Here is a 26,891-nt window from a genome sequence, read left to right as displayed (position 1 = left end):
GCCGCTAGACTAAGTTGTCATTTGTGCTTAATATGAGAATTAACCTCTTCGCGATTAGCCTGATGCTAGGGTTGATGGCTTCGTCCGTTTCCGGGCTCAGTCTGCCGAGTATCTTCAGCGACCACATGGTCTTACAGCGTGATCAGAGGAATCCCGTGTGGGGGCAGGCGGCACCGGGGGATCGAATTACTGTAAGCATTCAGGAGCAGCATTATGAAGTTGTTGCTGGCGATGACGGGAAATGGCGCATCTGGCTGGAGCCGATGCCAGCGGGAGGTCCGTTCACTCTGGAAGTGAAGGGAGGGACTACGATTCAGTTTACCGATGTGCTGGTGGGGGAAGTCTGGTTTTGCTCCGGACAGTCGAATATGCAGTGGGCTGTCGGAAATAGTAATGATGCCGATGTGGAAGTGGCCTCTGCGAACTATCCGCAGATTCGTTTGCTTACGGTCCCGATGGTGGGACGACAGGAGCCGCAGGAAAACTTTAAAGGCGAATGGAAGGTCTGTTCGCCGGAGTCAGTGAAGTGGTTTTCCGGGGTTGGCTATTTCTTTGGTCGACGAATCTATAACGCACTGAATGTGCCGGTCGGGCTGATTGATAATTCCTGGGGCGGTTCGGCTGCCGAAGCATGGATTCCCCGTAATGTATTGGCAGAGGATGCGCGCTACGCCGATCTCTTGCAGGAGTGGGACGAACGCACGCGAGGCTATACGGATGTTCTGCATGCTGAAAAGAAAGCGGTCTATCAGGCGTGGGTGGATGCGGGCAAACCAGAGCCGAAACAGAAGGCGCCGAGAGATCCTCGTTACGCGCAGCATCGACCGGGAAATATCTACAACGGCATGCTGTATCCGACCTTAGGCTACGGCATCCGCGGAGTGATCTGGTATCAGGGCGAAACGAATGCGGCATACCCCGAGAATTATACCGACCTGATGACTAAGCTGATCGACAACTGGCGGACGGTCTGGGGGCAGGGTGACTTCCCATTCTATTGGGTGCAACTTGCGGATTTTAAGGACGAGTCCTCGGAGCCACAAGACCATGAATGGTCCTATCTAAGAGAGGCACAAACCATGACGCTGGATCGCTTGGATCATGTCGGTCAGGCGGTTGCCATTGATGTTGGGGAGGGACGTGAGATTCATCCGCGGAACAAGCAAGTAGTTGCCAATCGGCTCGCACGTCTCGCGCTTTCCAATGATTATGGATTCAAGATGGCCAGCCAAAGTCCCAGATACAGGGATGTGGCATTCCAAGACAGCACGGCGTTGGTCCACTTCGATTACATCAACAAGGGGCTCTATGCTTTCGATACCAGTGAAGTGCTTGGCTTTACCATCGCTGGAAACGATATGAAATTTGTCAAAGCCGAAGCCGCAATCGCCGGAAAGGATACGGTTAAAGTCTGGAGCGAGGCGGTTCCCGATCCGGTTGCCGTGCGCTATGCCTGGGCGGCCAATCCGGTGTGTAATCTCTATGACCGTAACGGCCTTCCAGTGACGCCTTTTCGGACGGATCAATAGTTGTTAGCTAGTTGCCAAATTTTTATTCCACCAACAGAGCCTAAAGAACTCATATGCAACCGAATATCATCGTTTTTTTTACTGATCAGCAACGTTGGGATACTCTGGGTCTCAATGGGAATAAGTCCGGGTTAACTCCAAATTTGGATCGTCTGGCTGCTGGCGGCACATTTTTCAAGTATGCAGTGACTCCGCAGCCAGTCTGTGGGCCGGCACGCAGTTGTTTGCAGACTGGGCAGTATGCCAGCACGACCGGCGTCTGGTGTAATGGGCCTGGTCTAAAGGCAGATTCGCCTAAATTGGCAGAGCTCTTTGCTGCTGCGGGATACCGAACCAGCTACATTGGTAAATGGCATTTGTCCGAGCAGGAGGAAGAGGGCCCGGTTCCGGCCCATGCACGTGCGGGATATCAGGATTGGCTCGCCGCCAATGCGACTGAGTTGGTCAGCGGGCCCTATTCAGCTCGCCTTTGGAATGAGGATAACCGGGAAGTGCAGTTGCCTGGGTATCGGGTGGATGCACAGACCGATGTCATGATTCGCTACATTGCCGAGCGGGCCGCCGAACCGGTTGAGACGCGCAAGCCTTTCCTCCTTTTTCAGTCATATTTGGAACCGCATCACCAAAATACCGATGACTCCTATCCCGCTCCGGATGGCTACGATGAATTGTATCGCGATGCTCCCTTGCCGCCGGATTTGGCAGCACTCGGCGGGACGGCACCTCAACATTGGGCTGGCTATTGTGGTATGGTGAAACGTCTTGATGAGGCTCTGGGACGCACGATGGATGCACTCCAATCAACCGGTCTGGCTGAGAATACAATCGTGGTCTTCATTAGTGACCATGGTTGTCACTTCAAGACGAGGAATGGTGAATGCAAACGGACGCCTCACGAATCGTCCGTGCGTGTGCCTTTTGCCATCTGGGGGCCACTTTGGAACGGAGGTGGGCAACGAACTGAGGCGGCGAGCTTGGTCGATTTCATGCCAAGCCTTCTAGATAGTGCCGGTATTGAGGTCCCCGATTCGGTGCAGGGGAGATCCTTGCTTCCTCTGACGCGTCAAGCTTCGGAAGTTTGGCCGAAAGAAAGCTTTATTCAGTTCAGCGATCACTATGTGTCGCCGGGGCGCGCACTACGCACAAATCGTTGGAAGTATGCCGTCACGGCGAGTGATGAATTTTACGGTAAGGGAGACGCTCCAGTTTATACCGAGACACATCTCTACGATCTAAAAAGCGATCCCTATGAGTTGAACAATCTGGTGAATTTGGCATCACATGCGCAGATACGCGACCAATTCAAAGCACGATTACTTCAGAAGATGGAAGAGGTTAGTGAACCGCCGGCGCTGATCGTTTCAGCAGAGGCAATGCCTGCCGGGCAACGCACGGTCGACTATCCCACGTATTCCCCGGCGCCATAGTCTTGTGTCTGAGGTCGTTGCGATCCTTCGTGAGGGGGGGCGAAAGAGGGGTGTTTGCCGGGGGAACGGGAGCTGTGCCAGACCCTCCTCGTCAGTCGTCCGACGCTGTCCAAAGCCCTGAAGACATTGGAACGGGAAGGGCTGCTTGAGTCCTCGGCGAAAAGCCGCAGGAAGATCGTTCCGGAGTTTGACACCAAGCCAAAGCGGGAAGGGCCGGTCGTGTTGCTGCTGCCACAGGCACTCGAAACGATGGAACTGCATACCGTTCTTTGGATTAATCGCCTGCGGATGGACATGTCGGGCGTGCCTCGAGAATTCAGTATCCGCGTCGATCCGCGCGTGTTTTCGGAAAACTGTGAGGTGCACCTGGAGCGAGTCACGCGTTCCATGGATGCGTCGTGTTGGGTGATTCCCTATACGACACGCGCGATGCAGCATTGGATTGTCGACAGTAAGCTTCCGTTCGTGGTGGTCGGTTCATGCTTCAAGGGAGTTGCACTGCATTCGGTGGATCTTGATTTTAGGTCTGTGGGTCGGCATGCGGCCGGGATGTTGCTGTCTAGAGGGCATAAGTTTCTCTGTATGGTAACTACGGGGCGGGTGAATGCAGGCGGCAGGCTGACCGAGCTCGGTTTTCTTGACGGCTGTCGGACGCATTCAGACGGGGGAGATCCAGGCGGAAATCGTGACGCATAGCGGTACGAGGGAAGGCTTGTGCCGGAGTCTGTCGCGCTTGATCCGGTACAAAGGAACACCGACTGCATTTTTTATCTCGGGGGCGCACGAAACGCTCACGACCGTGTCCTGGCTGGCGCAGAAGACTCTTCGTATGGGGGTCGATTACGCCCTGATCTCCCGGAACAACGATGTGTTTCTCTCGCACCTAGTTCCTTCCGTGCCCTGTTACCGGCGTGACCACGAGAAGTTTTCGGTCGCCCTGGTCCGCTTGATCCAGCGCATTTTGAAAGAACCGAACATTCCGCCCACCTCCGTCAAAGTCTTACCCGAGTTTGCCCCCGGGAAGGCGCTTGAATTGGTGAATGGAAGCGACAGGCATCAATAGATGCGGTTTGAGATGTGCATGCTTCGGGCATGTGTAATTAAAGGTTTAACTGATTCGCTTTGACTCTGGAATACGTCGTCGACGTGACCGTGTCGATGTGACAGGAAAGAGCTGTGCGTGCCGCGTCCCGCGCCATCCGTATGATCTCCGTGGATTCCTGAATACGGCAGAATCCCTGTCCGGCGCGAATGCTTTCTGTCTGAATCGGCGTACCAGATACTGCAAAGATTCGACGGGAATTTGAAGGCCTTCGATCTTGCGGCTTTTTGTGCCGGTGGGGCAGCATGGAGGTACCATGAATACCCCTGAGAGATCTCTACCAAATCGGGCATGTGCGCCTGGAGGGATGCAAAACGCCGGGCTGTGTTGCCGCCCGGGATCAGGTGTATAGAATAGAATCAAAACCCTGTGGCCGGAATTTCGCCGGTATCTGCTTTTACATGAAAAATCACACGATCTATTTATTACTGGCGCTGCTTGGCGCCTCGGTTTCCTGTTCGGCGAATACCGAAAATCCTGCGGTGACCCCGGCGATTCGAAATCCCTGGTTGGACCAGCACAAGCGGATCGATGCGCGCTTGCAGAGAGGGCCCTCGGATATTCTTTTTATCGGTGATTCGATCACCTTCAACTGGTCCTCGAACAGCCGGGGTAAACCGGTCTGGGACAAGCATTACGCCAAGATGGACATCGTGAACATGGGCATCAGCGGTGACAAGACCGAGAACATCCTTTGGCGTCTGCAAAACGGCAGCCTCAAGGAAGTGGATCCCAAGGTCGCCGTGGTTCTGGCCGGCATCAATAACATTCACCGTGATAGTCCCGAGGAAATCGCTGCGGGCGTGGAAGCGGTTGTCAATGAGGTGCTGGAGGATTGCCCCTCCTGCCAGGTGCTGCTCATGGGGCTGTTCCCCCGCGGTTACCAACCGACCGCGATGGAGCGTCCCAAGGTGAAAGCGGTGAACGCGATCATCTCAAAAATGGCCGAGAATCCGCGTATCGAGTTTTTGGATATCGGGGAGCAGTTTCTCGATGAAGACGGTGTTTTCACCAAGGAAATGTCACCCGATGCGCTCCATCCGCTGGCCCCGGGCTATGAGATCTGGGCGAATGCGATGGATCCGATCATCCGGGAGATGTTGAGCAACCCTACAGTGGCAAAATAACATTTCGTATATATTGGACGAACCATTTTAGACAAAACTCCGGTCACATTCGACAATCATATGGGTTTGTTTATACTGCGTGTAAGCGTAAGATTTTATGCAAGTTAAGGTTAATATTTAGCAACTTTTTCCCCACAGCTCATCTCGATTTCAGAGGGAGTTTTGGTAACAAATTAGGCTACTCCATGTTTAAGATAGGATTACTCACAATGGCCGCGCTCTCTGCTGCGACGGCAGGCTTGAATGCCAAAGTTGTCTTTTCAGACAATTTTGAGGCCTACCAGCTGGGTTCGTCGATCAATGGCCAGATGGGCTGGGCAGCTGATGGCTCTTACAAAATTGTGAAGTCGGGGAGTGGTCAGGCTGTCTTCTCGGGGCGCAAGGTTGCGGAAGCGGCGATCTCCCATGGATTCGCCGCGCAGGAAGGCACTTTTTATATTGGGGTGGATGTAAATTACTCCAAGAGCGCGTCCAACTTCTTCTGGATTGCTGCCACGGATGCAGCGGGTGACGACCATACGGTGGGCGCTGTCTTCGGGGTGAAGCAGGAGCAGGATCTTGTGACGCTTCGGGTCCGGGAGACTGGGTCGAGCACCAAGAACTCGCGTACTTCGGCTTACACCAACCCTTCACGGATGGTGATGGAGATTACAGCTTTGGCCGGCCGCTATACCTGTAAGGTCTGGTTCGATCCGTCCAGCAGCTCGGATAAGCCGCTCCAGACGGTTTCCGGTCAAATGAGCGCGGATCTGCTCGATACCTTTTATGCCCGTCGGGCCTCCGTGAGTCATTCCGCCATGACCATGGACAACCTCATCATTGCGACGACTTTCGAGGAAGCCGCTGCACAGTCCCAATAACTTCCTTATTTATATAACAATCCCAATCATCAAACCCTAAATCAGATCAAATATGAACCCTAAGAACATCCTACTCACATCGGCAGCGCTTTTCGCGGCATTCCCGATATACGCCGCAACCTACTCATGGCAATCGAGCACATCAGGTAACTGGAGTGAAGCTGCGAACTGGGACCAAACGGGCTTTCCCTCGACATATGGCAATAGCGTTACGACGCCAACTAACACCGGTACGGCGGTGCTTGATACCGATATTGAGCTCGATCAAATTCTTAACTCCGGTGCGGCTTGGACTATTCAGGTCTCCGGCACACGCACTGCGAGCCTGGACTCTCTGGTCGTTGGCGGCTACGGCAGTCTGGAATTCTACATTATCGACCCCTCCTACTCACTGGACATGACGGTCGGCAATCTCTCGGTTTACACGGGTACGCTGGCCCTTGGTCGAGCAAACGGTTTTGCGGACCGGACGATTACGAATTTGAACGTGACTGGTTCGACATTGATCCGAGGGACGCTCAACGTTAATGCCACCGGCACCGCCAGCTTTGGCGAAGTGAATGTGGATGGTGGTAATTTCTCCATCTTCGCACTCAGAACCTCATCTACCGCATCCGGTGGGGTTACTACGGCTGGTCTTTACGGCGACTCCGGCCAAGTCTATACGACCTCCGCCAGTGCCGCAACCACAACCGTGCTGACGGGGAATCTGACAATAGACACTGCCGCCGCCACTGACTACACCTTTGGCGGCACGATCCTCGATCGTGCTGGTAGCGGCACCGGTGGGGACGTCTCCCTGGCCCTCGTGAAAAACGGCACTGGTACGCAGCGCCTCAGCGGAGCCAACACTTACACGAACACGACGACAGTCAATGCCGGCACCCTGCTGGTCAACGGTACGCACACCGGTGCGGGTGCCTATCAGATTAACGGCGGTATGCTGGGTGGCACCGGTTCGATCACGACCGACAATGCCGACATCGTTGTCGCCAATGGTGGCGGACTGACCCCGGGTGACGGTGGCGTGGGCACACTCACTCTTGACCTGGGAACGGGCACGCTGGACCTCTCCGGTGCCCTGCAGGCTGCGAACGCCTTGGCTTTCCAGATCGACACGATTGCCTCGTCCGACCTCATCGACTTGACTGGCATCCTCAACATTGGCACTGGCCTGCTGGACTTCGACAGCTTCGACTTCTCGCTGCTCGCAGGTGTTGAAGCGGGCACCTATACGCTGATTTCCTCGACCGAAAGCATCGTTGGTAGCCTCGGGGCCACCACCAGCGGCACTGTCGGCGATTGGACCTTCGACCTTTACCTCTCTGGTGACAACCAAAACGTTCTGATGGATGTCGCCACGATTCCGGAGCCTTCAACATTCGCACTGTTAGCCGGGCTGTTTGGCTTGGCGAGTATCGCGATTCGCCGTCGTAGCCGGTAAAAATTTCTGCAAGGCATCATGCCTCGCATAAGCCCTTAGGGGTGGGGGAAGGCATACCACATTTGTGGTATGCCTTTTTTGTGTTTGATGGTTTCGGGGCGGGAGTCCACTTGGGTGGGGCGGACGGTTGGGGAGCCATGCGAGATGATGATCTAGAGGTCCATCGGGCGCGAGCAAGCTCGCACGCCACGGTGTGCGTGCTCGCATTTGGTTACGCAAAGCCCGGTTCATCCCATTTACTTAAGTCTGCTTCTTTTGCAAAATGCGAAGGTAGCGCAGGGCCTCCGGCACCGCACGGGGGTACGATCGGGTGAGGCTTGCAACGACGCTATGCGCACCGGGGACCCGTCTTCGCCCGAGGGCTACGCCGAGGCACGCGGGAATGGCACTACTTTAAGCTTCTTATCGTAGTGGCGACTTCAGTCGCCATCGAGCCGAGGTGGCTTAGGATGCTGAATATGGCAGCTAAAGCAGCCACTACGAGCGACGCTTTGTTGCAATAGGAACCCTTCAATTTGTCCTTAAAGTAGTGCCATTCGAGGCACGCGGTGCAGCGCTACCTGTAAACAAAAGGCTCATCGTCGTATTCGGGGAAAGTCCGGCATTGGCCATGAGTCCTGGTCCGCAATCAAGCTGACCCACACAATCACTCGACTGGATCGAGCTCACCGATAAGCTTTACACAAGTCTGACCCGATGGAATCCGTCCACGTCAATAAGCCCTCTCCCGGTCAGTGACGAGGAGCCAAACAAAAGGCTCAAACCTTTTACATCCGGGTTTGTATCGCCGTCGAGGGGCGACGTCTATCATGTGCTTCGAACTGAAACGGAGGTGCTTTCGGCCGTGGAATGAGCGCGCCGTTAACACGGCTCAGCACGAGATTCAGCGGCGACGTTTGCGAGGCGCTGCGATCGCCAGTGCGGCGGCCAGGCCGAGGCCCAAGGCACAGGTCTTCGGTTCCGGTACGGCGGCGGCGTAGCTGTCGGCGAAGCGCTCACCGACGGTTTGAATCGAGTAGGCATCCAGGTGCATGTCGTCTTCTTGCAGCGTGAGGTCGCTGGTGTCGAAATAGGAGCCCAGTTCCATGTTATCCATCACGTTCTGTTGGGCGGCTCGGACAACGGTGCCGTCCGTTTCGCCATAGTTTCCATCCTCGTGGATCAGGGCGGTGACGAATTGCATACTCGAGGTGTCATAGCCGAGCCCGCTTAGGTAGCTGTAGACCTCAGTGGTAAAAGTGGTGAAGTAGGTTTCGTAGACGGAGGAGTAGTAGGTGTTGTCGGCGTCGCTTTCGCCCTGATACCAAAAGAAGCCCCGCAAGTTAATCGTGTAGCCTTCGGTATCCAGTGTGCTGAGGGCATTGGCGACCTGGCTTTGCCAGTCCAGCCACATGGTGTTTTCCGTGCCGGAACCGTTCGGGTTCCAGTCATCACGAAGGTTGGTCCCGCCGTCGGTGACCTTAATGATGGCTGTGTTATAGCCTTGGTCGACCAAGGCCCGGCCCAAGGTGATTTCAGGGCCGTAATAACCGGTGTCTATCGGTTGCAGGGTCGTGAATTCCCCGCCGGATGTCGTGTCGTTGGACGAGGGTCCGTCCGTCTGGTAGTAGTACATGACTTGAGCGTCACGCGGGTCTTCAGTGTAGCCGGTATGAACGCGTCCGGAGGCGTTGCTCTGTCCGGCTAAAAAGAAGATATCAATGCTCTCTGCGGGCAGCTGCGTGCCAAGGCCGCACATGCAGAGCGCGGTGAGGTAAAGATGATGATTTTTCATGGGATTTTTGATTTGGGTAAAACGGGAACGATCGGCCGCGTGAGGGTCGCATGCGGCCGGCTTGAAACAGAGCTTCGTTACGAGCGGCTTTACGGGTATACTTGCCGCTCGAGTCTTCGACTCGCTGACCGGAGGCCTTGCCTGTCGGTGGCCCGCCGGGCTTCTCTAGGTGAACGGGTTTTGCTTGGAGTCCGCGAGGGTCAGATTCCTGAAATTGCCGATGCGATGGAAGGTCAGGAAGTTGGCATCGTGTTGGTTTTTGGCACCTCCCTGATCGTCATCCCAAGCGGTCCGGCTGACGGCGATGATATCGTCCCCCTCGAAGAGCCAGTCGACGTATTGGAAGCCATGACACTTGGGGTCCGGATGGTAGAGCACCACATAGCGGATTTCCCATTTTCTCGCATCCTCGGAGCAGAGCAGCGCCAGCGTGTTGCGCTGAAAGGTTTGCTTCTCACAGTCGCTGTGGATGGCCGGAACGGCATTGGAGAGTGTCCAGTACAGTCCGGACTCAGGGTCATGGCGGATGGTAAACTTGGTGGCACCGCCGGGCAGGTCGATCAGGTCGAGTTCGGGGTCGAAACGGAGCGCCTGTCCCTCATCGTCAAGGCTGACAATGGCCGCTTTGCCCGCCGTGTTGTAGTCGACCCGTAGGATGTCGCCGATCTGTCCATTGGGCAGGACGACCGCATTGCCTTCCAGCCAACCGCCGAACTTGCCATCCAGCCACTCCTTGGAGTGCCTGAGGACCGGAGTGAACTGCCAGCTGTCGCGGCGAAGGAGGTCGGCTCCGACGGGTGCCGACATCATGACCGGATTGTAGCGTTCGCCCCAGCGCGTGCTGCCGCTGGCATCCTCAATGGCCCGCCAGAGGCGTCCATTGTAAACCGCGAATGCGGTCGGTGCGGTATGGTACTGTCCGAAGGGGGTCAAAAGCCCGGTCCGCGTGTCTTTCGGTTCGGTCCAGGTGTAGCCGCCATCGTCGCTGCGCCGGATGACCATATGTCCATGATGGTGGGTCGGTCCGAAGAGGTAGAGGGCGCCCTGGTGGGCGAGCAGGCCGGACCAGAAGGCCGGCGTGATGCTGGCGATTTCCTTCCAGCTCTGCCCCTGGTCGTCGCTGCGGAAGATCAGGGTGGTGGCGGCCTCGTGTTCCTTGGTTTCCGGACCGAAGAAATCATGGCTGGCCACATAGGCGCCGTCTTCGAGTTTGGCGATACTGGGTGAGCCGATGTACCGTCCCTCTTTGACATAGCTGTGGTTTATGACGCTGCCGGGAGGCGGCAGAACCACAGAGGGATTTTTTTCTGTTTCAAGTGATGACGGCATGATGGAAAAAGCGTTTTAAATTGCACTCTAAGTTGAATGCATCAGCGTAAGTATGTTGTCTGATAACATCCTCTAGCATTGTTGAATTGTGAGCTCACTTAAAGATCTCAGCCTTAAACATGGTGGTAAATATACCGTACAATCTGGTATGTGGGGGCTGCCCCCGCGCAATTACTGGCTGATTTTCGAGACCTTCGACGTTCTGCCCGCAGGCTATATCAGCCGTGCGGCTCAGATTCACCACAGTTGGTCCATGCGCTGGCATGTGGATACCGGCGCATGGCGCGACCTGCAGTATTATTCCCTCCTGTTTATTACGAAGGGGAGCGGTACCTTTCTAGACGAGTCGAGCAAGCGTGAGATCCCGATCAAGCAGGGGGACTTGCTTTGCGTGTTCCCCGGGCGCAAGCATGCCTATTCGCCGGCCAAGGGAGCGTCCTGGAATGAGATCAATGTGGAGTTTGTCGGTCCCGTTTTTGACGCCTGGGTGGGGATCGGCTTGCTGGATCCGAATGAGCCTGTACGGCATCTCGTACCGTCCGGAGACGAAGCGGAAATCGAGGCCTGGGTTGCCCGGTTTCACGAGGTCGTCCTGCCTCTGGCGGAGCGGAGCGTTTCGGAACCCGTTCTGGAGGATTCGGGGCGCTTGATCAACTTGATTGCCGCGATGTGCAGCACCTGGCAAAGCAACGTGAAGCATGAGGAAGTGGAGTGGGCGAACGAGGCCCGGAAGCAACTGCTGGATCTACCGCTGGAGGAAAAGCCCGACTTCGTGGCCCTGGCCCGTGCCTTTGGCTTGGGGGAGCAGGCTTACCGGAAGAAGTTCAAAAAGCTCTGCGGGGTCAGTCCGTTTGTCTTCCGTTCGCGTCAACAGATTGAGGCGGCCTGCCACGAACTGATGTCGAGTCACAAGTCGATCAAGGAAATCGGCTATGATCTGGGCTTCGGGAGTTTGTTTTACTTTTCCAGAAGGTTTAAACAGGTGACGGGAATGACTCCGGGGGAATACCGGAACCAAGCGAGCCACTAGCCCTTATCGTCCCGGTGCCGGCGGCTTCGGCGGGGGGCCAATCATATTGATATCATTTACCATAAAAGACAAAATGGGGTGGTTTTTTTGAGGCTGTTCCGGGTTGTCGTACGCAGTGCTCAGGCCTTGAATTGTGGGATGCGAACTCTGTCTGTTATTACGTCATTCATTCTTGCCCTATCCTGTGTTTCAGCGGCAACACCGGCTTCAGCGAATGCCGCCGTACCCTCGATTCCTGAAATCAGAAACCCGCACATGGGTGTGTGCACGCACTTTGTCCGAAAGAAAGGGATGAAGCATTGGGACCCCAAGAAGTATATGCCCATGGTGGCGGAGCTGGGGGTCGGTTGGATCCGCGACGAAGTGCTGTGGAGCCAAATTGAGCAAAGCAAGGGCGAATACCGCATGCGCTGGCAGGATATGGAATGGATCAATCTGGCGAAAGAGAATAATATTAAAGTGATCCTGACGGTTGCGGGGGGCAGTCATTTCTATGGAGACGACTATTTCGATCCCGACGGCTATGCGGCACTCTGTGCCTATCTGGCGGAGGAGCTGAAAGGCAAGGTGCAGGTGCTTGAGGTTCAGAATGAGCCTTTTAATCACTACTCCTCACACTACGGTGAAGGCACTCAAAAGGGGGGTGACTGGTATGGCTTAAGGCATGGCACTCTGAACGTGGAAGGCTGGGTCGACCATTACCGTGTTACGCTCAATAAGGCGGCCGATGCCGTCAAGGCCGTGAATCCCGAGATGAAAGTGATCGGCCTGGGTTCTTTTCCTGCCATCAACTACCGGCAGATCGAGGCCGGGCTCTCTCCGAATGTGGACGGTATTGTCGCGCACCCTTACAGCTATCGCGTCGTCCCGGAGATCATTCCCTACAAGGACAATGAAAAAACGATTGTGAAGAACGGGAACCGCCGTGTCACGGACGAGGATGGAACCTTTGCCTCCTTTGTTGAGATGCAGATGGATTTTTCGGCCAAGCATCATGGCCCGGACGAGATGTGGTTGACGGAATGGGGCTACACCAATTTCCGCGAGCGATGGGACGGCGATCCCGATCGTTGGGGGGGCAACTACTGGGGCTTTAACGAGTATGCGGTGGCGGTCTATGCGCAGCGTCGTTTTGTCGAAGGGCTTGGCCTCGGCGTCGAGGTCAGCGTGTACTACTCCTTACTGGACGACAATTACAACCAGGACGACCGGATCCGGGCCGAGAGCAACTCGGAGAATCATTTCGGCCTGATCACGAAGGATGATGAGAAGAAGCCGGTTTTTGGTGCCATTCAGAAAGTGGCGACACTGATGAATGGATTTACCGTTTCGGACGAACTGAGCTACCAGATTGAGAAAGGCAAGCCGCGTCTGGACAGCACTCCGGTGCACTGGTGGTCGGGTTCGACGCTCGAAGCCCTGGACGCGATCCGCTCGTACCAGTTCAAGGATGCGGATGGCAGCACGGTCATCGCCCTCTGGTCCATGGAGCGGGTGGGGGACCGTTCGGCCCGCGCCGCCAATGTGAGTGTCGATCTACCCTTTGAAGGAACAGAGGTCGAAGTGATCGACCTAATGAATGGCAAAACATATAGCCCTTACACCGAGGATCGGGACGGGCAGCTGTATCTTCCGAGTTTCGCCGTGCCTTCGCATGTCGTTCTGCTGCGTCTGAGCCGATAGTGCTTGTCGCGCTTGCCGATAGAATCCCGTTCTCTAAATCATGCATTGGATTGATTGGATAATTGCCCTGGCTCCTGTTTTTCTGGTCCTCGGTCTGGCAATTTACAGCCGCAAGTATGTTCGCGGTGTGGTGGATTTCCTGGCTGCCGGACGTGTGGCCGGGCGCTATGTGATTTCGGCGGGTGACCTGACGGCCGGTTTGAGCGTGATCACGCTGGTTGCGCTGGTGGAGTCGAAATACCAGGTCGGCTACGCGCTATCATTTTGGGAGTATTTGACGGTGCCTGTCGGCATCATAATGGGCTTGACCGGGTTTTGCGTCTACCGTTTCCGTGAAACGCGTTCGCTCTCGATCGGGCAATTCCTGGAGATGCGCTACAGCCGCTCCTTGCGTATCGTGGCGGCGACCCTGCGCACGCTTTCGGAAATGATCACCAACGCGATCGGTCCGGCTGTGGCGGTGAACTTCTTCATCTATTTCCTCGGTCTTCCCCATACGGTTACGATTCTGGGAATGGCCCTGCCCACCTTCGGACTGCTCGTCGGGCTTTCCTTGTGCGTCTGCATGGTGGTGATCTGGCCGGGCGGGCGTATCTCGCTCCTGATCTCCGACGCGATCCAGGGGCTGATGTGCTACCCCATCTTCGTGGTGATCGCGGGTTACGTGTTCCTGCACTTCGGCTGGCACGATACGATTGGACCGGTGATGATGGACCGCGTTCAAGGCGAGAGTTTCATCAATCCCTTCGACATCGAGAAGCTCCGAGACTTCAATATCTTTGCGATCTTCGTGACGATCATGGGGAGCATCCTGAACAAGGCCAGTTGGATCGGCAACGATACGACCGGCAGTGGACGGACGCCGCATGAGCAGAAGATGGCGGGCATCCTGGGGACATGGCGTAGCCTCTATGCCTGGCTCATGATGATGCTGGTGGCTGTGATGATTATCACACTCATGACGCACCAGAAATTTGCGGGTGAAGCGCATGACATCCGCCAGCAGTTGACACAGAAAGTGTCGGCCGAGGCAGTCAGCGATCCCGCAGTTCGCGAGCAGCTCAATGCGAGTATCGCTGCGATTCCGGTGCAAGCGCATGAGATCGGCGTCGATGCGCCGCTTTCGCAGAGTGAAAACATGGATACGCCCTATATCAAGGTGGCCGAAGCTACCTTGGCCGGCACACCGGAGGGAAATCTTGAGTTTCAAAAGTTCCGCACGCTCTACCACCAGATGATGCTGCCGGTCGCGCTTCGAAACATGCTGCCGGTGGGGTTGATGGGGCTGTTCTGCCTGCTGATGTTCATGTTGCTGATCTCGACCGACGATTCACGCGTATTCAATGCCTCGTCGACCATCGTCCAGGATATCATCCTTCCTTTCCGGGGAAAGCCATTCACGCCCAAGCAGCACTTGTTTGTCTTACGTTTCACATCGCTGCTGGTAGGCTTGTTCTTCTTCATCGTTTCGATCTTCTTCGTTCAGATCGACTACATCCTGATGTTTACCGTCATCATGACGGCATTGTGGCTGGGGGGTGCCGGGCCCATTATGATCTTCGGCCTCTATAGCCGTTTCGGTAACAGTGTCGGTGCGTTCGGTTCCCTGATCTTCGGCTCCGGCTTGTCGGCGGTGGGGCTATTCCTGCAACGGAACTGGGCGGAAACGGTTTATCCCTGGCTTGAGTCGCATGGCTGGCATGAGTCCGTCGGTCATTTTCTGGAAGTGGTTTCCAGCCCCTTTCATCCCTATGTGGTCTGGAAGATGGATGCGGTCAAATTCCCCATCAATTCCTACGAGCTCTATTTCATGGCGATGGTCTCCGGCATTCTTGCCTTCGTCCTCGGATCTGCCTTGACGCAGCGCAAGCCGTTCAACCTGGACCGCCTTCTGCACCGGGGAAAATACGACCTGGCGCACGAATACAAGGAGCCCTTCAAATGGAGTCCGCGCAATGCCTTCAAGAAGCTGATTGGCATCACCCCTGAATATACTTTGGGGGACCGGATTATCGCCTGGTCGGTCTTCGGCTACGCGATCGTCTACAAATTCGGTTTCTGCTTTGTCGGCGTGTTTGTCTGGAACCTGTTCACTCCATGGAAGCTGGACTGGTGGAGCAACTACTTCTTCGTCACCAGCCTGGTCGTCACCGCAATCCTTGGTGTTATTTCCACCGTGTGGTTCCTGATCGGCGGGATCGTGGATGTCCGGAAACTCTTCCGTGATCTGGCCGCCCGTATTGATAATCCGCTCGATAACGGTATGGTCGAAGGACACGTCTCTCTCGTCGACAAGGAGGCTTTCGATGCGGGCAACGCGGATTCCGATCGTAGCAACCAGTCCGATTCTTAATTAGCCCGTATCTGGTCAAATTTCGCGCACATCCAACTGAACCTCAACCAAACTGAAATGTGACCCGTTGAACGTATGACCCTGATGTCCCCGCAGAACCCTCGTCACGAGGTGTTCCGCTTGAACTTCCTGGCTTACATATTTTGACAAGAATTTGCCCCTCCGCCAAAGCCCCGCATACTGTGTTCTGACACAGGTTCGTTGATGCGGACCGGCGACAAACCCGAACTTGATAAACCCTATAGCCCTGTCTGTCATATGCGTTCACGGACATCATCCCTATTGAATCGGGAAGCCCGGAAGGGCTTTGCCCTGGTGCTCTCACTTTCATTGATGGCACTGATTCTTCTTTTACTGCTCAGCCTAACGGCATTGGTGCGGGTGGAAAGCGAATCGAGTGAGGCGAACATTCATCGATTGTCCGCGCGACAAAACGCCTTGCTGGCATTGAATGTCGCGACCGGCGAACTGCAGCGGACCTTGGGGCCGGACCAGCGGATTTCCACACCTGCAGAGATACTGGAGGGCACGGACAACGAACTCAGCCTCGGTAACAATCTCAGCCAACCGCACCTGCTGGGGGTTTGGCAGACCAGCAGCTGGACCCCTGGGACGGCGATCGATTATGTCGCGCAGAAACGTAATAATTTCCTGCAATGGCTGGTCTCCTATCCGATGGATGAGCGCGCGGACCTGGAGGCGCTTGATTTTGCCGCCGATGACTTGGAAGGAGATACGATTAATCTAGTGGATGCAGCGACGCTGGGCAGTCTTGCCACGAGCGATCCTGCGAGCCTTGTCCGCGCCCGTTTGGTCGAGGTGGAGGATTCCGGGGATGACCAGTATGCCTGGGCAGTGCTCGATGAAGGGGTGAAGGCGACTGTAAACCTGCCTTCCTCGGTGGATGCGAGCACATGGGGGTCGGTCGATTCGCAGTCGCTCGCCTCCTACGGTTCGCCTACTGGTATCGGGATTCCGAATATCTCGGCGCTCAATGCCTTGGAGTCCGTCTATACCAATAATGAACAGGCACGTATCGCAAGTGATCCGAGTGGTATTCTCGCCTTTGAGGACGCGGGGGGGGACGCGGATGTGTATCAGAAGCATTTCCATGACCTGACGGCGACCTCCTTCGGTGTCCTCAGCGACCCGGTCAACGGAGGCTTGAAAATGGACCTTTCGCTCTTGTCTGAATACAACAGCCTGTCGGATTCGGACTTTGCGCCCCGCTATCTGTACAGTTCCGGAAGCAGCGCTACCTATTCCTCCGAACCGAGCTGGTCCCAAGTCCTGGATTACATGGGGAGCTACCGCAGCACGAAATTATCGCTGGATGGCGATGATGTGCCCCGGCTGTCCAGCTCTGCTGCTGATTGGGAGATCGATTCCAGCGACATGCTGCAGCCGCGTGACAGCTACGAACCGATGCCGGCCATTGCCCGGATCCAAATGGTCTTTTCGGTTGTGGCCTTGCGCACCAACGGTAGCTACCATAACGGGAATATTAGCACCAATACCGAGGGTATTTACGACAGCAGCTACACGCTCTACCTGATCGTTTCGCCGGTCGTGACGATCTATAATCCCTACAACGTGCCCATCAAAACGGAGAGTCTCTATCTTTCCCTGGGTGGCATTCCGGTCGGCTTCACCTTCAAACGCGCGGATCACAGCGATTACACCCGTTTTGTCCCCTTGTCGGAACGTCCCGTTCCGCTGGATGCCATGATTACGAATCCGGATACTTTCTCCCGGATTAAGACACACGGCATGGAATATGTAATGTCGATCTCGGCGGAAAATGATGCCAGCGATGACTTTATCCTGGCGCCGGGGGAGACCATGGTGATTTCGCCTTTTTCCGATGCGGAAGATGCCTCGGTCAATTCTTTGTCGAATCATACGGCCGACCGGCAAACCGATCGCAGCTTTATGCAGGGGAAGGGCGGCTATATTGAAGGTGCCGGCTTAGTGTATGACTATTTGAACCCGGTCAGGAGCAATTCGCATGCAAACTACAATTACAGCAATGAGTCGGACCAGATCACGATCATCGGGGATGATGAGCAAACGATGTCCAATGCGCTGGTGAATCTGGGATTGAATACCTATTATCTGGTCGTCTTGGATGATCAGGATGAAATCCAGGTGGATGTGGAGTTTGTAAAGCCGCATTTTCCAGAGGGGGAGGACGACAAGCCGGTCACGATTCAGCTCTTTGATAAACATCCCCTGGATAGTGCAGAGGAGGACGCTCACTTGCTCGGCGACTACCGTTTTGAATACGAAGACGTCGACGCGCTTCAGGCAGCAGCAGAGCGCTTTACCAGTGTTTCTTTTCCACTGACCCAAGACTTGATCCCGGGCTCTAATTTGGATTTGGATGGTCGCACGATCCAGGGGACGCTAACGGTGAGCGAATTGGTGCCGACTCCGCTTGCGGTCCTCGATGTGTTTTCACAGACGACGCTCGCAAACACAAATCCAACCATGCCTTGGGCGTTCAGTAATCCGACGACCTTGGCCGGGGTCAACCAGCTGGATGCGGTTTCGACCTTTAACCAATCGTACCAGATCACGCTTCGGGAGGGCTCCACCCCGTCGATTGACATCGATTCGGAGAATCACGGCTTTTCTTTCACCGGGATTTCCAGTTTGGAAGGCATCAAGTTCGGGACCCACTTCGAGCAGCCTCTGCAGCCGCTGCAATCCCTCGCCAGCCTGCAGCATGCGAATCTCGCATCCAGTGGCTACCTGCCGAAGGTGGATTACGTGGTGGGCAGTTCCTTTGCCAGTCCCTTGCTGCCCTCGGGCAGTGCGGTAAGCCATTCGGCGGAACTGGGCTATACGCTTCTGGACCATAGCTATCTGGCCAATGACTCGCTGTGGGACGCTTACTACCTGTCCACGTTGGCAACCTACGAAAGCGTGTTTGACTCCGAAGCCCCGAGCCTGTCCGAAACCTTGGACAACTACCTTTCCGGAATGCCCTTGATGAATCCGAACCTGAGCCTGAACCTGGAAGACCGGGATGCGGCGACGGTTCGCAGTCTTCTACTGCAAGGGGACAGCCTGCAAGCGGACGCCTTCCGTAAAATCGCCTCGTTCCAGTACTCGGCGGGGGCGTTTAATATCAACTCGACCTCCAAAGACGCTTGGAAAGCACTGCTGACTTCAGCTGCCTTACAAGCGATCGATGCGCCGCCATATATTAGTGAGGCCGATACTAGCACTACAGATGTCGATTCTAGCGATTTCGATCTCTCTTATAACACGGTCGTACGGGACGATGATACGCCCAAGCGGTATACCTTTTCCCGTTTCAGAGTGACGAATCACAACCGTTCGTACGATGAAGATTCCTCGAATACCACACCGTCCGAGACACGTTCGTCGTCGGCCGATCATGCGGCATGGCAGGGTTACCGTGACTTGACGGAGGCGCAGCTGGATGCGCTGGCACAGGCCATCGTGGACGAGGTCAAGCGTCGCGGTCCCTTCCTCTCTCTGGGGGAATTTATTAATCACCGTCTCGGCACGAGCACCGCCGACGACCGCAACCTGATGGGGGCGATCGATAGCGCCATCGCGCAGACCGACATCAATGAAGAGGTCTCGGATGCGATGGGCGTCGAGGTGAATATCGGATCGCTGGGCTTGGACAACCAAGCTTACAACAGCGATACATCCGCCAAGGGCATTCCCGGATTCCTGACCCAGGCGGATGTGTTGCAGCAAATCGGGCAGCGTCTGGCCGCGCGTTCCGACACTTTCCGTATCCGCACTTATGGCGAGAGCCGAAATCCGGTTTCAGGGGAGACCTACCGGGCCTATTGCGAGGCAATCGTCCAACGCACCACCGAATACATCGATCCCGACCTCGACCCATGGGATACGCCGAACCCCGATGATCTGGGACGGCGCTTCAAAGTGATCGGTCTCCGTTGGCTCAGTGAAGATGAAATTTAACCAAGCATTTGACGCGATGATGAACCGTACCCGTACACTCCGCAGGACGACCGCCTGCCTCCTTGTTTTTATGAGCTCCTGTCTTCATTCCTTGAATGCCCAAGAGAGCGAAGAGAAGGCCTGGGTCGAACAGTCGTATGTCGGTATCGCAATGGCCGTCGATGTGATTCCCGGGTTGGACGAGCTTTACATTCTCGATCCGCTGAAAGAAGCCCATGGCAAGATACGCCTTCGATCCCTTATGTATGGCCGGCCTTTTGCCTGCATCGCCTATGACAATGTGACTTATTTCGGGGTCAAGGACGGTGTCGACGAGGCCGGTGTGCCGCGCTACAAAGTCATCGCATCCGTGGCGATCCCGAAGGGCATCGAGAAAGCCGGTTTCATGCTCATCCCGAACGATATCCTGACCGGTAGCCGGAACGGCGGACAGCACTATCAAGTCCGTGTGATGGACAGCAGCCTGGACGCGTTCCCGCTTTCACATACATGTGTGGTCAATCTTCTCCCGACACAGATTGTGTTGAAGATCGGTGAGGAAAAGCGGGTCGTTCCCGGGGGGGACTCGATCCTCATCGACGAGGTCAGCAGCGTCGACAAATTCAACATGGCGGATGTCAGTTTCTTTTACCAGACGAAGGACCAGTGGAATATCCTGAAACAGTCGAAGGTCCGCTATCTTCCCAGTATCCGGTATACGGCAGTTGCCTACTTCAACACGCGTGTCCGGAAGCCGACGATTGTCTTTGTCCGTGACGGTGGGAAAGTTGAGCTGCGAACACCGGTCCAGGCACCTGCTTCAATTTGACCGACACATCCGGTGTCAGCGCCTTGCTTTGAGAGAGCTTCGTGTTCCCCCAAGCAGGACGTCGACTAGAATTGAGAGAGTTCGAATACCTCGATCAAGCGGCCATCGCTATCGAAAACGTAACGGCGACCGAATTGCGGGTTGATCAGTTCGAAACTGCCGTTCTGAAGTTCGACCGTGGTATCCGCGCCGGGTTGGTTCAACTCGTTGAAGAAGGTTTCGGGCAGGTATTCCTGAAGGAGTGCATCAAAACCCACTGAGGAGACCCCGTTCTCAAGCATGTATTGCTGGGAAGCACTGCTGATCATGCGGGCGTTGTTCTCCATCATCTTTTCCATGGAGGTTTCGCGCACCTTCTGGAAGGCGGGGATCGCCATGGCGGCGAGAAGACCGACGATCGGGATGATCGCGACCCACCCGAAGCCGAGCACCAGACCTGCAATGGCGAGGCCTTTGCCCTTCAGTTCGCCGTTGCTGTCCTTGATCCGGCTCAGGGCGATAAAGCCAAAGATAATGGCGAGAAGGAAGCCGAAGGGGACGAAGAAGAGGATCCCGAAGAGAAAGCTGGCAACGGCCATGCCGCAGGTTTTGGCGGTTTGTGACATAATGAAATTCAATCGGAGTATTGTCTGTGATTAAAGAGCGTTATCTATCTGTGCTTGTTCCGGTTTGTGCAACCTCGAAAGTGAACGACTTTCTATACTGGCGGAGTTGTCAAAGTTCCTCCTCTGCTCGCACCCGTCTTCGTTAAGAACTACGCCGAGGCATGGGGGCGGAGTTGTTGGGGGCTCTGCGTGTGTCATTACGTGGTTGTACCGTCAAAGCTCCTCCTCTTGGCAAGGGGAGGTGTCTGCGCCTGTCGCAGACGGAGGGGTTTTAGTCCTGTCGCTGTGGACCCCTCCCTCCTACGCCAAGGCTCCGGCGGACATGCCGTCCCGGCAGGCCGGTCCATCCGGCTTCTCTCCGATACGCCGTGACAGGCCTCCCCTGCGAGCACCCGTCTTCTTTAAGAACTACGCCGAGGCATGGGGGAGGAGTTTTGTGGGGGCTCTGCGTGTGTCTTTACGTGGTTGTACCGTCAAGAGTTCCTCCTCTTACCAAGGGGAGGTGTCTGCGCTTGTCGCAGACGGAGGGGTTTTAGTCCTGTCGCTGTGGACCCCTCCCTCCTACGCCAAGGCTCCGGCGGACATGCTGTCCCGGCAGGCCGGTCCATCCGGCTTCTCTCCGATACGCCGTGACAGGCCTCCCCTGCGAGCACCCGTCTTCGTTAAGAACTACGCCGAGGCATGGGGGAGGAGTTTTGTGGGGGCTCTGCGTGTGTCTTTACGTGGTTGTACCGTCAAGAGTTCCTCCTCTTACCAAGGGGAGGTGTCTGCGCTTGTCGCAGACGGAGGGGTTCAGGCGCTTCGCAGTACCCTCGAAATACTGCAGTTTTCCGCTAAACGAAGATAAGCAAAAAAAATCCGCAGGATGGACCTGCGGATTTTCAAATGGATCTGTGGCGGACTGGTCTAACTGTCCTTGAACTGCGTGACGAGTCCGGTGACGGTTGACTTGGCGTCGCCGTACAGCATGCGCGTATTGGGCGCGGTGAATAGGCCGTTCTCCAGGCCGGAGAAGCCGGCGCCCTTGCCGCGCTTGAGGCAGAAGGTTGTCTTGGCCTTGTGGGCTTGGATGATCGGCATGCCGTAGATGGGGCTGCTGGGATCGTCTGCGGCTGCCGGGTTGACCACGTCGTTGGCACCGATGACGATGGCGACGTCGACCATTTCCATCGTCGGGTTGACGTCATCCATTTCAACGAGCTGCTCGTAGGGTACATCGGCTTCGGCCAGGAGCACGTTCATGTGTCCGGGCATACGGCCGGCGACCGGGTGGATGGCGTAGCGGATCTCGCAGCCATTGTCTTCCAACAGTTCGCCGAGTTCCTTGACCGCGTGTTGCGCCTGGGCGACGGCCATGCCATAGCCCGGGATGACGACGACGCTCTTGGCCGCTTCCAGGATGTAGTAGGCGTCGTCGACCGAGATCGGCTTGAGCTCGCCGGTGCTGGTGCCGCTCGCCTTCTGGGTGGTGGCACCGAAGCCGGAGAAGAGCACGTTGACCAGGGTACGGTTCATAGCCTTACACATGATGACGGTCAGGATAACGCCGGAGGCTCCGACCAAGCAGCCTGCCACGATGAGCACGTTGTTTTGGATGACAAAACCGGCGGCCGAGGCAGCCAAGCCCGAGAAGGAATTCAGCAGTGAGATGACCACCGGCATGTCACCGCCGCCAATCGGCATAACCGCGAAGATGCCGAGTAGGAGGGAGAGGACAATGACCACGGTCAGCATCGTGTAGGCGGCATCGCCTTCCGGTGTGATGCTGAAAAGGACGCCTGCGGTCAGGATGCCGAGTGCCAGCAGGGCGTTAAACGCTTTCTGGCCGGGGAAGGTGAGGGCGGTGCCACCGAGCTTGCCGGAGAGTTTGCCCCAGGCGTACATGGAACCGGTGAAGGTGATACCACCGATCAGGATGGCGGCGACCGTGACACTTGCCGTGAAGTTACTGACGGATGCGGTCAGGCCCTCGACCACGCCCAAGTGGGTGGCGCGTTGGTATTCGGCCCAGCCGACCAGAAGGGAGGCGAGGCCCCCGAAGCCATTGAAGAGCGCGACGAGTTCCGGCATCCCGGTCATTTGCACACGTTTTGCGGCGACGGCACCGATGGCTGCGCCAAGTGCCAGTCCGCCGAGGACCAGACGGAAGTCCAGGCCCTTGTTGAGCAGGGTGACCACGACGGCGAGGGCCATGCCGATAGCGGAGATCATGTTGCCTTTGCGGGCGGTTTCGGCCCGGCCAAGCATTTTGATCCCGAAGACGAAGAGAATCGCCGCGACGATATAGGAAAGGTTTACGAGTTGTTCCATTGGAAGTTCAAATTTGGACGTTCAGCGTTCGAGGCAGGTGGCGTTATTTCTTCTTTTTGAACATGCCGAGCATGCGGTCGGTGACCATGTAGCCGCCGACCACATTGACGGTGGCCAGTACGATGGCCGCAAAGCCGAGCCACATGGCGAGTCCGTCGGAATCCGCGTGGACCGCGACAATCGCGCCGACCACGGTGATGCCGGAAATCGCGTTCGAACCGGACATCAGCGGGGTGTGCAATTGAGACGGCACCTTGGCGATCAACTCGAAGCCGAGGAAGGCGGCGAGCACGAAGATGAAGAGAAGAAGAATGAGGTCCATGGTGTGTTGTGAGTTGAAAGATGTCTGTTGATCGTTGTGGGTTTGGCTTGTTGGTCTGTGTGGTCCGGTTCGATCCACGCGCAACAAGCAATCGCAAACGCTAAGCCTTAAACTTTTCGTGGACGATCTGGCCGTCCTTGGTGATGAGGCAGCCCTGGAGGATTTCGTCGTCCATGCGGTATTCGAAATCCTTGCTTTCCTCGTTCCAGAAGTGCTCGATCAGGTTATAGAAGTTGGACGCGAGCATGAGGGTGGCATCCTTCGGGTAGTACCCTTCGAGGTTCTCGGGGCCGATGACGCGGACACCGTTCTCGGTGACAACTTCTTCGCCTACCTTGGAGCCTTCCACATTGCCGCCGGATTCGACGGCAAAGTCGATAATCATGCTGCCGGGCTGCATTTGTTTGAGCACATCCGCATTGAGGATCAAAGGCGCCTTGCGGCCAAAGAGCTTGGCCGTGGTGATCACGACGTCGGCGCGGGCGCAGGCTTTGGCCATTTCCAGGCGTTGTTTCTCGAGTTGCTCCGGGGTCAGTTCCTTGGCGTAACCCTGGTCGGTCTGGCCGGTGTCCCCCAGGTCCACTTTGACGAACTTGGCACCGAGGGACTTGACCTGCTCCTCGACCACCGGGCGGGTATCGAAGGCTTCCACCCGTGCCCCCAGGCGTTTGGCGGTTGCGATGGCCTGTAGGCCGGCGACACCGACGCCAATGATGAAGAAGCGGGCCGGCGAGATGGTGCCGGAGGGGGTCATCATCATCGGGAGAATCTTTCGCATGCGGTCGGACGCCATCATGACCGCGGCATAGCCTGCCAAGTTGGCCTGGGAGGAGAGGGCATCCATTTTCTGGGCAAGGGTGCTGCGCGGAATCATCTCCAGGCTAATCGCAGAAATCTTGCGTTGGGCCAGGTCGTCGATCAGCGCCTTCTCGTTGAACGGGTCCAGGAAGCTCAGGTGCAGGGTGCCGGGCTTGACCATTTCGAGATCCGCAGCTTCGGGCTTGCGCACTCGGGCGACGATATCGGCCTGGGAATAGCCGCTGGCCGCATCGGGAACGATCTTGGCACCTGCTGCGGTGTAGTCGGCGTCGCTGTAGTCGGACTTCAACCCGGCGCCCGATTGTACGAGCACTTCCATGCCGAGGTTGACGAGTTTTGTGACGGTTGCCGGTGCCACGGAGGCACGGGTTTCTGCAGGATTTGTTTCCAGGGGAGCGAAGAAACGCTTCATGATATTATTTATTGTTTACGAAAATTATCAGGGATAAATTAATTAAAGGGAAAATTAATTAAGGAGTGCAAGTGCAAAGCTAATCAATTTGGAGGAGCTGAGGCCTTGTCGATGACGCTTCAAAGAGGATTGTCATAACGGTCAAGTCTTGCCTTTGGGGATTCAAAACACATCCCGTGGATTCGATATAAGTAGGGGTGACCTGGGGCATAAGGGGCTGGGGAGCATGACTAGAACAAATCTGCCGGCTTTTTGCGAGATAGCATTGATTGTAATTTGCGCATGGGCGGAAGCTGGATTAGCTGGCCGGCAGTGAAGCGATTGGACTTATCTGGGGCAGTGGGAACGGCTGCCGGGTGTTGCGGCTTTCTCATTCTGTGGCTGACGCAAGCCGCTTGTGCCGAGGGCGCCGTGGTGTCGCCCGAGCGTGCCGGAGAGCTGCGTGTCGCGACCTTCAATGTCTCGATGTACCGGGAGTCGAGTGGCGGCCTGTTGGCCGCGCTTGAAACAGGCGAGGATCCGCAAATCCGCAAGGTGGCGGAGGTCATTCAGAGGAATGCGCCGGATATCCTCTTGCTCAATGAATTTGACCATGCCTATTCAGACGGGGTCTATGATGTCAAAGGGATGGTGGCGCTACTGGATGCCTTCCGTGCAAATTACTTGTCGGTCCCTCAGGCCGAAGGCGTGGAGGCGGTGAGCTATCCCTATCATTTCGTGGCGCCCTGCAATACCGGGCTGCCCTCCGGCATGGATTTGAATAACAACGGCAGTACGACGGACCCTGCGGACGGCTTCGGCTACGGGGTGTATCCGGGGGAGTATGCCATGGTCCTGTTATCAAAGTATCCGATCCGGATCGATGGGGTACGGACCTTCCGTTTCTTCCGGTGGAAGGATATGCCCGGGGCTTACTTGCCGGAAGATCCCCAGGATTCCGATGGGGATGGTGAGACCCGCAGCTTTTTCAATGCCGCCGAGTTGGAGCTCTACCGCTTGTCCTCCAAAAGCCACTGGGATGTCCCGTTTGAGGTGAATGGCCACTTGGTCCACCTCTTGGCAAGTCATCCCACTCCGCCGGTCTTCGATGACGGGGAGGCCCTTCGTTACCCCGGTTCCAACGTGTCGGACTGGAATGGCTTACGTAACCATGATGAGATCCGTTTCTGGGCGGATTACATCGATCCGGAAAAGTCCGCTTACATCTACGATGATGCCGAGTGGTTCCAGGCCGGTCGAAAACCGCCGTCCGACCGGACGGGGGGACTGGGTGCAAGCACGCGCTTTATTATTCTGGGTGACCAGAACTGCGATCCGGTCGATGGGAGCCGGGACTTCAACGGTATCCGCTTGTTGCTGAACAACCCTCTGGTCGATAGCAGCATGTCGCCGTCGAGTGACGGGGCTCGCGAGCAGGTCAACCAGGGGCAGTCGCGTCCGGAGAAAACCGCTGATTTTATTTTGCCGGAAGAAAAGACGGCTTCGTTTAATTTACGGGCGGACTATGTCTTGCCCTCCCGCTACGGTTTCGCGCTCAAGCAGGCGTATGTCTTCTGGCCGACGACAGCGGATCCCCTGTTTCCGCTGTTGGAGGCGTCGGATCACCGCATGGTGGTGGTCGATCTGGATTTGGAGGATAGAGCCGCGGGGGCATCGGACTGACGGTTGGGGCTGTCAGGGATTGGCCTGATCTGCCTCGTGGACCCAAACCCCTCCGTCTCCGCTTTGCGGATCCACCTCCCCTTGGTAAGAGGAGGAGCTTTGACGGTACAACCACGTAAAGACACAGGCAGAGCTCCAAAAAGCTCCTCCCCTGCGGGCAGCAGGGGAGGTGTCCGCGCTTGTCGCGGAGGGAGGGGTCCACCATCAATCCTGCCCACGGAATCACTCGGCTGGATCGAGTCCACGGATAACCTTTACGCAAGCCTGAGCCCACGGAATCCGTCCACCTCAACAAGGCCTTCCCCCAAAAAAAAGCCGTACCCGGA

19 protein-coding genes are annotated in these 26,891 nt (G+C 56.2%); 13 read left to right on the top strand and 6 right to left on the bottom strand.

The features are described 5' to 3' along the window. The first annotated feature begins 32 nt into the window (after positions 1-32). From O2597_RS00305 to O2597_RS00275, 7 genes are all read left to right on the top strand, one after another. Positions 33-1,529: a sialate O-acetylesterase gene (locus O2597_RS00305; RefSeq protein ID WP_269522155.1), complete on the top strand. Its 1,497-nt coding sequence runs from the start codon at positions 33-35 to the stop codon at positions 1,527-1,529. Between the two features lie 53 nt (positions 1,530-1,582). After that, positions 1,583-2,956, top strand: coding sequence for a sulfatase-like hydrolase/transferase (locus O2597_RS00300; protein ID WP_269522154.1), 1,374 nt, complete (start codon positions 1,583-1,585; stop codon positions 2,954-2,956). Between the two features lie 54 nt (positions 2,957-3,010). After that, positions 3,011-3,652, top strand: a complete 642-nt coding sequence (locus O2597_RS00295) for a GntR family transcriptional regulator (protein WP_269522153.1) — start codon at positions 3,011-3,013, stop codon at positions 3,650-3,652. Then, the gene (locus tag O2597_RS00290) at positions 3,642-4,019 is read left to right on the top strand and encodes a substrate-binding domain-containing protein (protein WP_425603690.1); all 378 of its coding nucleotides are present in this window, start codon (positions 3,642-3,644) and stop codon (positions 4,017-4,019) included. Before O2597_RS00295 ends, O2597_RS00290 begins: the two co-directional genes overlap by 11 nt. A gap of 440 nt (positions 4,020-4,459) precedes the next feature. Continuing rightward, positions 4,460-5,185 (top strand): GDSL-type esterase/lipase family protein, encoded by a 726-nt coding sequence (locus O2597_RS00285; protein WP_269522151.1) that lies wholly within the window; start codon positions 4,460-4,462, stop codon positions 5,183-5,185. Positions 5,186-5,394: 209 nt separating this feature from the next. Then, positions 5,395-6,045 (top strand): hypothetical protein, encoded by a 651-nt coding sequence (locus O2597_RS00280; RefSeq protein ID WP_269522150.1) that lies wholly within the window; start codon positions 5,395-5,397, stop codon positions 6,043-6,045. Between the two features lie 52 nt (positions 6,046-6,097). Next, on the top strand, positions 6,098-7,489 hold the full coding sequence (locus tag O2597_RS00275; RefSeq protein ID WP_269522149.1) for a PEP-CTERM sorting domain-containing protein: 1,392 nt from the start codon (positions 6,098-6,100) through the stop codon (positions 7,487-7,489). A gap of 883 nt (positions 7,490-8,372) precedes the next feature. Here O2597_RS00275 and O2597_RS00270 read toward each other — a convergent pair. Both O2597_RS00270 and O2597_RS00265 read right to left on the bottom strand, forming a co-directional pair. Beyond that, entirely contained in the window at positions 8,373-9,263 is an 891-nt protein-coding gene (locus O2597_RS00270) for a sialate O-acetylesterase (RefSeq protein ID WP_269522148.1), read from the bottom strand. A gap of 165 nt (positions 9,264-9,428) precedes the next feature. Then, positions 9,429-10,592 (bottom strand): sialidase family protein, encoded by a 1,164-nt coding sequence (locus tag O2597_RS00265; protein WP_269522147.1) that lies wholly within the window; start codon positions 10,590-10,592, stop codon positions 9,429-9,431. An 88-nt stretch (positions 10,593-10,680) separates the two neighbouring features. Here O2597_RS00265 and O2597_RS00260 point away from each other — a divergent pair, with 88 nt between their 5' ends. From O2597_RS00260 to O2597_RS00240, 5 genes are all read left to right on the top strand, one after another. Continuing rightward, the gene (locus O2597_RS00260; protein WP_269522146.1) at positions 10,681-11,622 is read left to right on the top strand and encodes an AraC family transcriptional regulator; all 942 of its coding nucleotides are present in this window, start codon (positions 10,681-10,683) and stop codon (positions 11,620-11,622) included. Positions 11,623-11,913: 291 nt separating this feature from the next. Then, positions 11,914-13,305 (top strand): hypothetical protein, encoded by a 1,392-nt coding sequence (locus O2597_RS00255; RefSeq protein ID WP_269522145.1) that lies wholly within the window; start codon positions 11,914-11,916, stop codon positions 13,303-13,305. A 40-nt stretch (positions 13,306-13,345) separates the two neighbouring features. Next, complete coding sequence (locus O2597_RS00250) at positions 13,346-15,658, top strand: sodium:solute symporter family protein (protein WP_269522144.1); 2,313 nt, start codon at positions 13,346-13,348, stop codon at positions 15,656-15,658. Positions 15,659-15,916: 258 nt separating this feature from the next. Then, positions 15,917-19,627 carry a hypothetical protein gene (locus O2597_RS00245; RefSeq protein WP_269522143.1) on the top strand — a complete coding sequence of 1,237 codons (3,711 nt, stop codon included), beginning with the start codon at positions 15,917-15,919 and terminating at the stop codon, positions 19,625-19,627. Further along, a complete protein-coding gene (locus O2597_RS00240; protein WP_269522142.1) occupies positions 19,617-20,435 on the top strand; it encodes a hypothetical protein in 819 nt (272 codons plus the stop codon). The genes O2597_RS00245 and O2597_RS00240 overlap by 11 nt, the downstream gene beginning before the upstream one ends. A gap of 65 nt (positions 20,436-20,500) precedes the next feature. Here the strand turns inward: O2597_RS00240 and O2597_RS00235 are convergent, their stop codons facing one another. The 4 genes from O2597_RS00235 to O2597_RS00220 form a co-directional block, all read right to left on the bottom strand. Then, on the bottom strand, positions 20,501-21,040 hold the full coding sequence (locus O2597_RS00235; RefSeq protein ID WP_269522141.1) for a DUF4190 domain-containing protein: 540 nt from the start codon (positions 21,038-21,040) through the stop codon (positions 20,501-20,503). 906 nt (positions 21,041-21,946) lie between these two features. Further along, positions 21,947-23,350 (bottom strand): NAD(P)(+) transhydrogenase (Re/Si-specific) subunit beta, encoded by a 1,404-nt coding sequence (locus O2597_RS00230; RefSeq protein ID WP_269522140.1) that lies wholly within the window; start codon positions 23,348-23,350, stop codon positions 21,947-21,949. 43 nt (positions 23,351-23,393) lie between these two features. Continuing rightward, on the bottom strand, positions 23,394-23,672 hold the full coding sequence (locus O2597_RS00225; protein ID WP_269522139.1) for an NAD(P) transhydrogenase subunit alpha part 2: 279 nt from the start codon (positions 23,670-23,672) through the stop codon (positions 23,394-23,396). Positions 23,673-23,772: 100 nt separating this feature from the next. Continuing rightward, the gene (locus tag O2597_RS00220) at positions 23,773-24,903 is read right to left on the bottom strand and encodes an NAD(P) transhydrogenase subunit alpha (protein ID WP_269522138.1); all 1,131 of its coding nucleotides are present in this window, start codon (positions 24,901-24,903) and stop codon (positions 23,773-23,775) included. Between the two features lie 312 nt (positions 24,904-25,215). Here O2597_RS00220 and O2597_RS00215 point away from each other — a divergent pair, with 312 nt between their 5' ends. Beyond that, the gene (locus O2597_RS00215) at positions 25,216-26,565 is read left to right on the top strand and encodes an endonuclease/exonuclease/phosphatase family protein (RefSeq protein WP_269522137.1); all 1,350 of its coding nucleotides are present in this window, start codon (positions 25,216-25,218) and stop codon (positions 26,563-26,565) included. Positions 26,566-26,891: the final 326 nt, after the last annotated feature.

Origin of the sequence: Coraliomargarita parva, assembly GCF_027257905.1 — a bacterium.
Classification (GTDB): Bacteria; Verrucomicrobiota; Verrucomicrobiia; order Opitutales; family Coraliomargaritaceae; genus Coraliomargarita_A; species Coraliomargarita_A parva.
The sequence above is the reverse complement of the archived record's forward strand: the minus strand, read 5'-3'. Positions and strand labels throughout refer to the sequence as shown.

Excerpts from the sequence above, each read along its gene's own strand:
- O2597_RS00305 (WP_269522155.1), top strand. The coding sequence starts at position 33 with ATGAGAATTAACCTCTTCGCGATTAGCCTGATGCTAGGGTTGATGGCT.
- O2597_RS00300 (WP_269522154.1), top strand. The coding sequence starts at position 1,583 with ATGCAACCGAATATCATCGTTTTTTTTACTGATCAGCAACGTTGGGAT.
- O2597_RS00285 (WP_269522151.1), top strand. The coding sequence starts at position 4,460 with ATGAAAAATCACACGATCTATTTATTACTGGCGCTGCTTGGCGCCTCG.
- O2597_RS00280 (WP_269522150.1), top strand. The coding sequence starts at position 5,395 with ATGGCCGCGCTCTCTGCTGCGACGGCAGGCTTGAATGCCAAAGTTGTC.
- O2597_RS00275 (WP_269522149.1), top strand. The coding sequence starts at position 6,098 with ATGAACCCTAAGAACATCCTACTCACATCGGCAGCGCTTTTCGCGGCA.
- O2597_RS00270 (WP_269522148.1), bottom strand. The coding sequence starts at position 9,263 with ATGAAAAATCATCATCTTTACCTCACCGCGCTCTGCATGTGCGGCCTT.
- O2597_RS00265 (WP_269522147.1), bottom strand. The coding sequence starts at position 10,592 with ATGCCGTCATCACTTGAAACAGAAAAAAATCCCTCTGTGGTTCTGCCG.
- O2597_RS00255 (WP_269522145.1), top strand. The coding sequence starts at position 11,914 with ATGAAGCATTGGGACCCCAAGAAGTATATGCCCATGGTGGCGGAGCTG.
- O2597_RS00250 (WP_269522144.1), top strand. The coding sequence starts at position 13,346 with ATGCATTGGATTGATTGGATAATTGCCCTGGCTCCTGTTTTTCTGGTC.
- O2597_RS00245 (WP_269522143.1), top strand. The coding sequence starts at position 15,917 with ATGCGTTCACGGACATCATCCCTATTGAATCGGGAAGCCCGGAAGGGC.
- O2597_RS00240 (WP_269522142.1), top strand. The coding sequence starts at position 19,617 with ATGAAATTTAACCAAGCATTTGACGCGATGATGAACCGTACCCGTACA.
- O2597_RS00235 (WP_269522141.1), bottom strand. The coding sequence starts at position 21,040 with ATGTCACAAACCGCCAAAACCTGCGGCATGGCCGTTGCCAGCTTTCTC.
- O2597_RS00230 (WP_269522140.1), bottom strand. The coding sequence starts at position 23,350 with ATGGAACAACTCGTAAACCTTTCCTATATCGTCGCGGCGATTCTCTTC.
- O2597_RS00225 (WP_269522139.1), bottom strand. The coding sequence starts at position 23,672 with ATGGACCTCATTCTTCTTCTCTTCATCTTCGTGCTCGCCGCCTTCCTC.
- O2597_RS00220 (WP_269522138.1), bottom strand. The coding sequence starts at position 24,903 with ATGAAGCGTTTCTTCGCTCCCCTGGAAACAAATCCTGCAGAAACCCGT.